The following is a 10,515-nucleotide window of genomic DNA, read 5'->3' as shown; positions in this document are numbered from 1 at the left end:
TCGTTAACTACTCCGAACTACTTGGATTCACTACTCGCTTGGTACTCGATTCGTGATGGGCTACTGCAATCCGCCGCGGCACGGCGCTCCTGGCGCGTCATCCCCTTCCCTTCTTCAACGCTTTGTCGGTAGGCTGGCGTCAGTTTCATACTCGGCGTCACCACGTGGCGGGCGGGTTCGGTTTCTAACTGGGGATGTAAACCGATGAAGCCACCTGTACTTGGGGGATTTAATACTGCACCGCGCCATGAATGGCGCCTGCGCTCGAACACTTGGTTCGAGCGCAATCCTGCGTGGCCGCTGGTCGCCTTTCTCGGCTTCTTTCCGCTGTGGTGGCTGCTGGGACTGGGCAACCTGGGCTTCCTGATTGTCGGCGCCCTGCTGGGCTACCAGCTGCTGAAGCAGCCGCGGATCCAGGTGCCGCCGGGATTCTGGCTGTGGGGACTGTTCTTGATCATCGTGGCCCTGGGCGTGTTCGTGCTCTGGGTGCCGGTACCCGGCCTGATGCCCGAAAGCGGTGCGGCCCGCGTGTTGAGCTGGGCCTACCGCTTCGCCTGGGTATTGGCCGGCACGGCGGTCATGCTCTTCATCGGCAACTGTTCGCAAAAGACGCTCGCGGACCGCACGATTATCATCCTGCTGGCCATGCTCTTCGGGGTCACCGTACTGGGCGGTTATGCCGGGGTGTACCTGAGCTTCCTTGACTTCCCGTCCGTCTTGGAGGCCGTGCTGCCGCACGCCATCACCTCCAACACGTTTGTGAATTCACAGATCCATCCCGGGCTGACGCAGATGCAGGACATCCTGGGCTATTCCAGTCCGCGTCCGAAGGCGCCCTACCAGTACGCCAACTCCTGGGGCGCCAACTACGGCCTGCTGCTGCCGTTCTACCTGCTGGCCATCAAATATGTGGCCCGCAAGTGGGTGCGGGTGCTGATGTGGGTCGGGTTGCTGGCCGCGATCCCGCCGGCCATCCTCTCGCTGAATCGCGCCATGTGGGTCGGTCTGGTCGTGCTCGGGCTGCTGCTCTTGGTCCGGTTGACGCTCAACGGCTACTTCATTGCCCTGGCCGCCTTCTGCACGGCGTTCCTGGTGGCGGCGGTGCTGCTGATCAGCACCCCCCTGTGGGACGTCATCCAGTCGCGCCTGGATAATCCGCACAGCAACACCGGACGCGCCAACCTGGCCAGCTACACGCTCAAGACCACGGTGGAGCATTCCCCATTCATCGGTTTCGGCTCCACCCGCACCCGGCAGGGGAACTTCTTCTCCATTGCCGCCGGCGCCACCGCGGACTGCCACCAGTGCTCGCCCCCGCAGCTGGGGACCCAGGGCACGCTGTGGTACCTGATCTTCTGCACCGGCATCATCGGCACGCTCCTGTTCCTGGCGTTCTTCGTGCGCCGCTATTTCCCGATACTCAAGAGCAAGGACTCACGCCAGTGGGCCATGGTCTACCCGGCACTGTTCTTCGCCTGCGTGCTGCCGACCTATGACACCATCACCACTTCCCTGTTCATCCTGATGATCGCCACCGGTCTTTCCTGGCGCTGGTTCAGGGAAAAACAGGAACTAGACCCATTAGCGGAAGGACTGGTCATTGATGAACAGCGCTACCGGTGAACGACTCGGCTCACTGTGTGAAACGCTCGGTGAGCTCTTCCCGCACGGAACCGTCGAAGTGCAGGACCTTGTCCCCGGGCAGGATGGCTGGCGGCTGGTGCCCTCGCGCACCAACCCGCGCCTGGCGGTCCCGGCCAACGTTCCCGCCGCCGCGATGTGGAGTGCGATCCGCCCCTGCGCCAGCGACGGTCTCAAGCACAAGGCCCGCCGCTACGCCCTGGCCGCGGCGCTGCGTTCACCGGCAGGCGCACGGTTGATGCCCGCCGGGATCACCGTCGGTGACGCCTCCGGCTCCATCACCACCCATCTGGAGAACATTTTCAACCAGCCGGTCTGCTTCGGGCTGATGACCGGGTCGGCGCGCGCCAACCGCAAACCGGTGCTGGGGATCTTTGACCGACGCGGGCGTGAACTGGGGTTTGCGAAGATCGGGCTGTCCGAGCTGGCCCACGAGTTGGTGGCCAATGAACACCGGGCGCTGCTGGCCCTGCAGTCAAGCTCAGCCTCAGCGCTGCAGGTACCGCAGGTGATTTCCTATGACTTCTTTGACAGCAAGCCCGTGCTGGTGATGAGCGCACTGCGCCCCAATGCGCTTCAGCGTCCCCTGCCGTTGCCGGTCGGCGCGGTCATCGGGCTGTTGGCCAGCGCGCCGGTGGAGCAACGCCTGCTGGCCGATTCCACCTGGTTCCGGGGCCTGCTGCGTGACTTGGAGGCTCTGGCAGCGGTTCCCGAAGCCGGACGACTGGCCGACATGGTTCGCCAGCTACCGCGCCTGCTGCCCGAAGAGAGCCTGGCGTTCGGGGCGTGGCACGGGGATTTTGGCCCGTGGAACATGGCGCGCACCAAATCCGCGCCAATGGTCTGGGACTGGGAGCGCTACGACACCGGTCAGCCGGTGGGCAATGACCTATTCCACTTCGCGGCCCACGAGAGGTTGCGCGAGATGGGGAACATGGGTGCGGCACTTAAGGCGCTGCACGATCCGGAACTGAATGCGAACGTCGCGGGACTGCAGGTGCAATGTGGGACCCGGGCACCCCGCCACGCCATTCAGGCGATGCTCCGGCTGCTCTACCTGGCCACCCTGGCGGCCAGGTTCCTTGGGGACGGGCATCGGCACCAGGTCGAGGCGACCTTTGCGCTGGGGCGCTGGTACACCGACGTGATGCAGGAACTGATCAAAGACACTCAATGGGGGTAAGTAATGACTAAACAAGAATTCGTCGTGGAAGACACCATCCAGCATTCGGCACGCCAATTCGCGCGGACCACGCTGGTGGGTTTCGGGCAAATGACCGCGAGCCTGCGCATGCAGCCGGGCTTCATTATCGCCGGCGCGCAGCGCTGCGCCACCACCAGTCTTTTCCGGATGCTCGCGCGCCATCCGCAGGTGCGCCCGCCGATGCTGAACAAGGGCATCCATTTCTTTGACACGGCCGAGCGCTTCAGCCGGGGCCCGAACTTCTATGCCGGTCATTTCCCGTTGCGCCGCCCCTGGGGGTCTGACCGGATCAGTGGGGAGGCCAGCCCCTACTACCTCTTCCATCCCCTGGCCATGCAGCGCATCGCCGAGGTGGCACCACAGGCCCAGGTCATCGTACTGCTACGCGACCCCGCCCAGCGCGCCTTTTCGGCCTACAAGCAGGAGAAGGGGCGGGGATTTGAAACCCTGTCCTTCGAAGAGGCCCTGGATCGCGAACCCGAGCGCCTGGCCGGGGAGGAAGAAAAGATCATCGCCGACCCGAACTACCAGTCCTTCGCCCACCAGCATTACGGCTATGTGGCCCGGGGCCGCTACACGGCTCAGCTGCGCCGGGCCAAAAACGCACTGGCCCCGGGGAAGCTGACGATCCTGGACGCCGATGCGTTCTTCCGACCCGGCCTGGAGGGCTGGGATCAGCTGCTGAACAGCATCGGGCTGGACCCCTGGCGTCCGGAGGAGATCATCCATTCCAATTCCCGGCCCAGCGCCGAGATGGCCCCGCAGCTGCGCCAGCTGCTGGACCGGGAGTTCGCCGGCGAGAACGATGAACTCATCCGGTTCCTGGGCTACACGCCAAGCTGGCTGCAATGATCGCCAAGGTTGCCAGCCTCAAGAGCCGCCACGCCGAGCGACGCAGCGACGCGGAAACGCTGGCCGAGGTCTTTTCGATGCCGTTGCGCAACCCGGGACGCACCCTGCTGTGCTTCATCATCGTCTTCTGCCTGGGCAGCGCGTTCTACCTGATGCAGCCAGCAAAGTATTCGGCCCAGGTGGACGTGGTGGTCGTTGCGGTGACCAGTTCGTCGCAGGTTGCCGCCGACCGGGACGTGTCCATCGACTCCGCGGTGCAGATCCTGTATTCGGACGCGGTGGTGGGAAAGACCGCCCGCGAGCTGGAGTATCCGGGGCGCTCCTCCGGCCTGCTGCGGGAGCTGACCATTTCACCAATCATCAACTCCCGCATCCTGCGCCTCTACGTGTCCAACACGGATCCACAGCTGGCCTACCGGGCCGTGAAGCTGCTTTCGGCCAACTTCCTTCAGGAGCGCCTCACCCGCCTGGAGAGCCTGGAGGAAAGCCGGCGCGAGGAACTGCAGGCACACATCAAGGTGCTGCGCACCGAAGCCCAGGAGCAGCAGATCGAGGACATCCCGATCAGCGAACGCCGTGAGGCGCTGGCCGAATCCTCGGAGCGAATCAGTGAACTGGAGTTTGCGCTCTCGGCCATCGATACCATCCCACCGGACCCGGGCTTTATTTCCCGGCAGGCCGCCGTACCGGATACGGCCGCACGTCCACCAGTGACCGTCTACTTCACCTCTTCGCTGGCCCTGGCCATCGTCCTGTCCTTTATTGTGGCGCCCAACCGTCGTTCGGCCCTGTCCGATGCCCGGTTTGCCGCCAGAGCATCTCGACCACAGCTACTTGGGGGTATCAATGTCTGAGATCCACAGTCCATCGCCGGCACCATCGGTAACGGTGGTGATCGCCACGCAGGACCGCATGCACCTGCTGCAGCAGGCCATCGAGGCCGCCTGGAACCAGGACTACCAGGGGTCCATCACCATCACGGTCGTCTACGACAACCGCGCACCGCATCCAGAGCTTGCCCGCCGCGAGGGCAACCGCCAGGTGAAGGTCATCACCAACACCCGGACACCCGGGTTGGCCGGAGCCCGCAACTCGGGCATCCTGCACGCCGACACCGAGTTGGTGGCGTTCTGCGATGATGATGATGCCTGGAAGCCCAGCAAGCTGACCCGGCAGGTCGCCCTGATGCGCCAGGAGAACGCCTCGGGGTGCGTCACCGGCATTGAGATCAGTTACGGCCAGAAGCGGATGGTCAGGATTCCGCAGCTTGCCACCGTTGACACCGGTGCCATCACCCAGGACCGGCTCACCGGGGCCCACCCCTCCAGTTACCTCTTTGACCGGGTGTTCCTCATCGAGGAGGTGGGGTTGGTCGATGAAACCATTCCCTACGGCTATGGGGAAGACTACGACCTGCTGATCCGGGCCGCGGCCGCGGGAAGAATCAGCGTCCTGCCGCAGGCGGCCGTTGACGTGCTGTGGCACAAGGGCGGTTCGAAGTTCTCCCGCCGGTGGGAGGCCATGGAAGCCGGAATCAGTTTCCTGATCGGCAAGCACCCGGAACTGACCGCTTCGAAGCGCACGGCCTCCTGGCTGCATGGGCAGCGGGCGTTCGCCCTGGCATCGCTCAAGGAGCGCCGCCGTGAGGGGGTGCAGGTTGCCGCGCAGTCAATTCGGCTCAACCCGCGTCAGCCGCGCGGCTACCTCGCCTTGGCGGTGGCCAGCGGGGCGTTGAGCCCCGGCTGGGTGGTGGACCGCCTGAACGAGAAGGGCCGCGGCATCTGACCAGTCCCGGCCCTCCCCAACGCCTTGGCCCCCGGCTGTTGCCGGGGGCCAAGGGCGTCTACGGCCATAAACTGCTGCTGGCGTGGCGGTACGCGCTCCCCGGCGGCTTCTTGGCCGGAAGGCGGGCTACCGATGGCGTGGACGGGGCTTGTTCCCCAACAGCACCACGTTGGTGGCGTTGAACCGGCAGAACATCTTGTCCGCCACGATTCCCAAGGCCAGGGCCAGCAGGACGCCGGCCAGGAAGTGAATCCAGGTGGCCTCAACGCCCAGGCGCAGCAGCACGATCCGGGCCCCGGCCGAACCGAATACGTGGAAGAGGAAGATCGGGTAGGCGAACTGGCCGAGCCAGGCCAGCGCCCGCAGCTGGAAGGGAAAGCCAAAGACCGCCAGAAGGGCTGCGAAACTGGCCAGAATCCCGCCCAGCTCGTGACGTTCGGCGACGGCCGGAACCACTCCCAGCAGGCCCAGTTGGATCCAGGTGAAGGCCACCGCCAGGGCGGCCACGGATAGCAACCGCCACTTCAGCGCCTGCCGTTGCCAGCCCAGGCGGGCGCAGATGACGCCAAAGGTGAAGAACGGCAGCAGGTAGAGGCTGCCCTCAAATCCCAGCCAGTTCCGGTCAAAGAGCGGCCCGATCAGCACCGAGGCGGCTACCGTGAGGCCCAGCAGGGTCCACAGGTTACGGGCCGAGTCCATCAGCTGGCGGACATCGAGCAACGCGAACAGCACAAAGATCCAGAAGAGGGCCGGCAGGAACCAAAAGTGCGCCACGGGCAGGATCAGCCACATGAACCAGGGCTCTTCACCGAGCAGGTCGCGGTTCGTGCCCGGGGCCAATGACTGCACGGTCAGGAAGATCGCCCCGACGCAAACCATGGGAAGCAACAGGCGACGGGCCTTGGAACGCACGAACCTGCCCATCCCGCTGCGCATGGGTGCGTAGGCGGCGTAGACGACCCCGGAAAGGAACGTAAACAACGGCATGCGGATGAAGCCCAGGGAATCGGCAAACCAGCGCCACACGCTGTCGGGCGGAACATTTAATCCGGCGGAGCCGCTGACCCCGATGACGTGGAAGGCGACCAAGGCGATGATCGCAATGCCCCGCAGGGTCTCGATGTTCTGATTCTTGCGTTGCCCAACGCGTGAGTTCGTCGTGGTGACCATGTACTCCCCCATGCCAAAGGACCGGCCGCGGAAAGCTATGTTGCCCGCCTGGCTGCCGGCCGGTCCGTTTGGCGGCTTGTTACTCGTATATGTTCTTCTGCATCCGCGCACACCTTTCAGAACGGTGCTGCTCCCAGTAGTCTTTACCTCTCCACCCGATGGCCGGCGCCAACGCGGAATGGAATTGCCTTCACCAATGTCTTAGCGCCGCACCAGCTGACCGACGCGGCGCAGCATCCTTCCCACCGAACGCCGCGAACCGAACAAAGGCTGCCCCAGCTGCGCGGCAAGACGTTGCCCCGCAGCCCCCGGATCAGCCCGCCGTGGCTCGGTGCGCAAGGCCAGCGGGTTGGCAAACGCCTTGTCCAGTTGGCGGTGCAGCTCCTGGCGCTGGTCCACGTAAATGGCGTCACCGTGTTCGGCCATGACCCGGGTGAATTCGATCTGGTGCCCGTCCACGACTTCCTTCAGTTCAGGAACCCGTGGCACGGCCAGGGGAATCACCCCGATTTCGCGCACGTCCAGGATCGAGCCGGGCCCGCCCTGCACCACCACCACCTGGGCGCGTTCGTAAATTTTCAACAGTTCCCCGCGGGGCAGGCGCTCCACGCCCGTTCCATGCCGCGGTCGCCGGCTCGCACCGTGCTGCACAAACAGGTTTGGTGCCTTTGCCTGCCGGTCCATCCAGTCATCCACCCAGTCAATCAGCCGATCAAAGAGGTGGTGGTCGGTGCCGACGGAGACCACCAAATCGTAATGCTGCTCTGCCCCGCTCACAGCACGGCCCCAATGTTCACGGCCTCCGGATAGTATTTCTTCTGTTCATCCCACTGCACGCAGAACAGGTCGGTCAGCGGGTAGCAGATGCGTCCGCTCAGCGTCGGCATGGTGATGCGGTCAAAGCATTCCAGGTACACGGTCTTGATGCCCATGACGTAGGCAATCAGGAAAAAGGGAACGCTGGCCCCGGCCCCCACCGACATGACCACATCGGGCCGCTCCCGGCGCAGCGTGCGAATGGCCAGGAAGAAGTTGCGGATGGCGTTGGGAATGTTGCGGGTGGTGGGCCAATAGCACCACGTGACGTTTTCCCCCTCCAGCGCCTGCTCCACTTCCGGACGCCGGAACGTCACCCAGCTGCGTTGGTGTTGTTCCCACCACTCCCGCAGCGGCAGCAGCTGGGCCAGGTGTCCCCCCGGCGATGTAACAAAAAGTACCTTCATGATGTCCTCCCCCAAAAGGTCATCCCGGTTGACGTGTTTACTCACGGACACACCGGCATTGCCCGTTCAACTTGCTGTGGCTTTACTCCTCAAGTGCTGCCCCGGACGCTCACCAGCTCCATTCCCAGCCGTATGAGCCTTGGAACCCACCGAGCGTGAAGCTTGCGGTGCCGGCCCCCTTGGGCACGTCCAGGACGACCAGGCCCTTCTCACTGTCGCCCGGGTCAATGGGTGAGGGCACCCGCTCCTTGTCGGTAATGCACGATTCGGCGTTGCCCACCGGATCCGGAATTGGTTCACCCTTGGCATCCCAGGCACGGAACTCGTGCACACTCAGGTAGAAGTACGGGAACCCGGACTCGGCCAGGTCCTCGTTGGCATTGACGTCAAAGTCCAGCGCCACGTATTGGCCGTTGATGCTCGGCTGGGCGTCCTTGGCGGTGCATTTGAAATTCGTGGTGACGTTGGTGGCCGTGAATTCGGCGAACTCGGCATCCCCCTTGGGATCCTTGAAGACCGCCTGTTCGTTCTCTTCCACCGTCACATTGCCGCGGTCGTTCACGCCGAGGTCCTCAAGGAAGTCCACGTCTTTTTCGGTCGGTGCCGCCGAAGGCGTGCCACCGAGTGGGTCTATTGACGTGCCCTCGTTCTGCGTGGCCTCAGCTGCGGATGGCGCAGCTTCCTCATCCGCGGCGGATGTACAACCGGATGCCGTGATTGCCAGGGCCAATGCCGCCAGCGCATAGACGGTCTTCTTCAAGTGAGCCTCCCCAAAGACTGATGAACCGAGATCCCCAAATACTCGGTGCCTCGAGCTTAGCCCGTGTGCTGGCTACTGAACAGTGTTACGGACAGAAAACCGGTGAGGTTGCGCAGGAAGGCAGGCGCAAGGAAAAAGGAGTGCCCGGCACAGGATCATCCCCATGCCAGGCACTCCTTCAATGTCCGCCACCGTGCGGTCCTTGCGGCCGCAACCTGATGGCGGTGTGGCAATTTAGTCCAGGTAGGACTCGCGCGCCGCGTTCATGAACTCCTCGTCCAGGAAGTTGCGGTAGGCGGTCAACGAGTCCTGCTTGGAGTCAACGCGGGTGATGCCCACGCTGAGCTTGGAACCACTGGGGGTATACCCCATGCTGTCCCAGTAGACCAGGGCCTTAAGCTTGGGCAGGTCCTGGAGCTGCTCGTTGGCGGTCTTCCAGAAGTCGCTCTTGTACTTCGGGTAGGAACCATCTTCGTCCACGCCCCACTCGGCCAGCATCTGCGGCTTGCTCGGGTACTTGGAGGCTGCCCAGTTGTAGAAGCCGGGCCAGGTCTTGGAGTTGGTGGTGCGGTTGACCATCCCCTCCATGTCGGTCAGCCACACCGGCGGCTTGCCGAAGGCGTAGGGGTCCTGGGCAATCCAGTCCACCACGTCGTTGCCCGGGTAGAGCTGATCGAACCACGACTTCTCGCCCCACTTCTGGATGCCGGTGTAGTTCATGACGGTGACCATGTTGTCGGCCCCGTTCGCGCGCAGCACCTGCACCACATGGCGGTAGAAGTTCGCGTAGTCCTTGGCGGTCTGCCCCGAGCCAGCGTTCTCGTTGACCTCGTCTTCCATTTCCGCGTTCAGCGAGAGGAAGAACTTCTTCGATGCGTTTTTCTTCATGTGCTGGGCCAGCGACTTCAGGTAGCTGTCGGCCTTGCCCTCGGCAACCTGCTTCCAGGTCATGCCGGTGGGCTTCCAGTTGTAGAACAGGATCCGGTTCGCCCCGGACTCGTCCTGACGCTTCAGTTCGGTCGTGTTGGGGAACATCGCGGACTGGCCACGCTTGTAGTAGTGGGCGATGTCCATCTTGCGCTCGGAGGTCTTCTCAAAGTTCAGCAGCGCCTGATCCCACGATTCACCCTTCAGCGGGTTGGCCGCTGCCCCGAACCAGATGCCGCAGCTGGGCACCAGGATCTCGGAGACGGTGCAGTTCTCCACCGAGTCGTGGCCATTGCCCTGGTTGTCCCCCGGCTTTTCGACTTCCTCCGGGCCTCCGGTGCTCGGGGCGTTTTCCCCGCTGATGGCAACCGCCGGGGCCTGCCCGTCACTCTTCTCACGCGAATCGATGCGGGTGATGCCGCCATCGGTGCGCTGCAGGACGATGTTCAGGCCGTTGTCGGCCGAGACCAAACCGGTCAGCGCAATGCTCAGGGTCTGGTCCGTGCCGCTGACCGAAACGGTCTTGAGCAAAGCACCGGCCTGCGGTGCGTTGGAGGCGGTCAGTGAGTCTTCTGACCAGTCCGAAGGGCCCTGCAGAATCCGCAGCTGGCCAGGAGTGCCGCCGTTGATGTGCAGCTTCAGCTCGACCTGCGAGTCCTTGGTTACCTTGGTTTCGGTATGGAAGCGCAGGAAGGCTTCGCGGTTGGCGCCGGTGTTCTCGCCCACGGCGATCTTCGAGCTATCGCCGTTGCTGTGATTAGCGCGGGTGGAAACGCTGTAGGTGTCGGCGGTAATCGCTCCGTCGGTCGGAGCGGCTTGTGCGGGTGCAGCTAGCGAACCGGCGCCAGCAAGGCTCGTGGCCAGCAGTGCACCGGTCATTACGGCGCAGGCTGCCACGTTGGCCCCCTTGCGGCGGGGGAATGAAAATAGTTTGGCGTCAGCCATATGTTCAG

Annotated in this window: 10 protein-coding genes; 5 read left to right on the top strand and 5 right to left on the bottom strand. The window is 63.7% G+C overall.

Going from position 1 to position 10,515, the window contains the following annotated elements; genetic code table 11:
• Window positions 1–204 precede the first annotated feature (204 nt).
• From AC6I21_RS06245 to AC6I21_RS06225, 5 genes are read left to right on the top strand one after another with little or no spacing between them, the layout of a single operon-like run.
• Window positions 205–1,623, top strand: coding sequence for an O-antigen ligase family protein (locus AC6I21_RS06245; RefSeq protein ID WP_497763238.1), 1,419 nt, complete (start codon window positions 205–207; stop codon window positions 1,621–1,623).
• Entirely contained in the window at window positions 1,604–2,824 is a 1,221-nt protein-coding gene (locus AC6I21_RS06240) for a phosphotransferase (RefSeq protein WP_497763237.1), read from the top strand. Before AC6I21_RS06245 ends, AC6I21_RS06240 begins: the two co-directional genes overlap by 20 nt.
• 3 nt (window positions 2,825–2,827) lie before the next feature.
• Entirely contained in the window at window positions 2,828–3,697 is an 870-nt protein-coding gene (locus AC6I21_RS06235; RefSeq protein ID WP_138926062.1) for a sulfotransferase family protein, read from the top strand.
• The gene (locus AC6I21_RS06230) at window positions 3,694–4,551 is read left to right on the top strand and encodes a hypothetical protein (protein ID WP_497763236.1); all 858 of its coding nucleotides are present in this window, start codon (window positions 3,694–3,696) and stop codon (window positions 4,549–4,551) included. Before AC6I21_RS06235 ends, AC6I21_RS06230 begins: the two co-directional genes overlap by 4 nt.
• A complete protein-coding gene (locus AC6I21_RS06225) occupies window positions 4,544–5,482 on the top strand; it encodes a glycosyltransferase family 2 protein (RefSeq protein WP_497763235.1) in 939 nt (312 codons plus the stop codon). Before AC6I21_RS06230 ends, AC6I21_RS06225 begins: the two co-directional genes overlap by 8 nt.
• 126 nt (window positions 5,483–5,608) lie before the next feature.
• On the opposite strand, the gene AC6I21_RS06220 is transcribed toward AC6I21_RS06225, so the two are convergent.
• The 5 genes from AC6I21_RS06220 to AC6I21_RS06200 form a co-directional block, all read right to left on the bottom strand.
• Window positions 5,609–6,652, bottom strand: coding sequence for an acyltransferase family protein (locus tag AC6I21_RS06220; RefSeq protein WP_497763234.1), 1,044 nt, complete (start codon window positions 6,650–6,652; stop codon window positions 5,609–5,611).
• Window positions 6,653–6,853: 201 nt separating this feature from the next.
• Window positions 6,854–7,429, bottom strand: coding sequence for a glycosyltransferase (locus AC6I21_RS06215; RefSeq protein ID WP_497763233.1), 576 nt, complete (start codon window positions 7,427–7,429; stop codon window positions 6,854–6,856).
• Entirely contained in the window at window positions 7,426–7,875 is a 450-nt protein-coding gene (gene pssD, locus AC6I21_RS06210; protein ID WP_138178249.1) for a PssD/Cps14F family polysaccharide biosynthesis glycosyltransferase, read from the bottom strand. The genes AC6I21_RS06215 and pssD overlap by 4 nt, the downstream gene beginning before the upstream one ends.
• A 109-nt stretch (window positions 7,876–7,984) precedes the next feature.
• A complete protein-coding gene (locus AC6I21_RS06205) occupies window positions 7,985–8,635 on the bottom strand; it encodes a hypothetical protein (protein WP_421015330.1) in 651 nt (216 codons plus the stop codon).
• 234 nt (window positions 8,636–8,869) lie between these two features.
• Window positions 8,870–10,459, bottom strand: a complete 1,590-nt coding sequence (locus AC6I21_RS06200; protein ID WP_497763232.1) for a CBM96 family carbohydrate-binding protein — start codon at window positions 10,457–10,459, stop codon at window positions 8,870–8,872.
• Window positions 10,460–10,515: the final 56 nt, after the last annotated feature.

The sequence above is a fragment of the Glutamicibacter sp. St.4D3 genome, from assembly GCF_059728615.1.
This window is presented reverse-complemented; position numbering and strand designations above follow the sequence as displayed.

Bases quoted from the DNA above. Each gene is read 5' to 3' on its own strand.
- AC6I21_RS06230 (WP_497763236.1), top strand. From the start codon at position 3,694: ATGATCGCCAAGGTTGCCAGCCTCAAGAGCCGCCACGCCGAGCGACGC.
- pssD (WP_138178249.1), bottom strand. From the start codon at position 7,875: ATGAAGGTACTTTTTGTTACATCGCCGGGGGGACACCTGGCCCAGCTG.
- AC6I21_RS06235 (WP_138926062.1), top strand. From the start codon at position 2,828: ATGACTAAACAAGAATTCGTCGTGGAAGACACCATCCAGCATTCGGCA.
- AC6I21_RS06220 (WP_497763234.1), bottom strand. From the start codon at position 6,652: ATGGTCACCACGACGAACTCACGCGTTGGGCAACGCAAGAATCAGAAC.
- AC6I21_RS06245 (WP_497763238.1), top strand. From the start codon at position 205: ATGAAGCCACCTGTACTTGGGGGATTTAATACTGCACCGCGCCATGAA.
- AC6I21_RS06240 (WP_497763237.1), top strand. From the start codon at position 1,604: ATGAACAGCGCTACCGGTGAACGACTCGGCTCACTGTGTGAAACGCTC.
- AC6I21_RS06225 (WP_497763235.1), top strand. From the start codon at position 4,544: ATGTCTGAGATCCACAGTCCATCGCCGGCACCATCGGTAACGGTGGTG.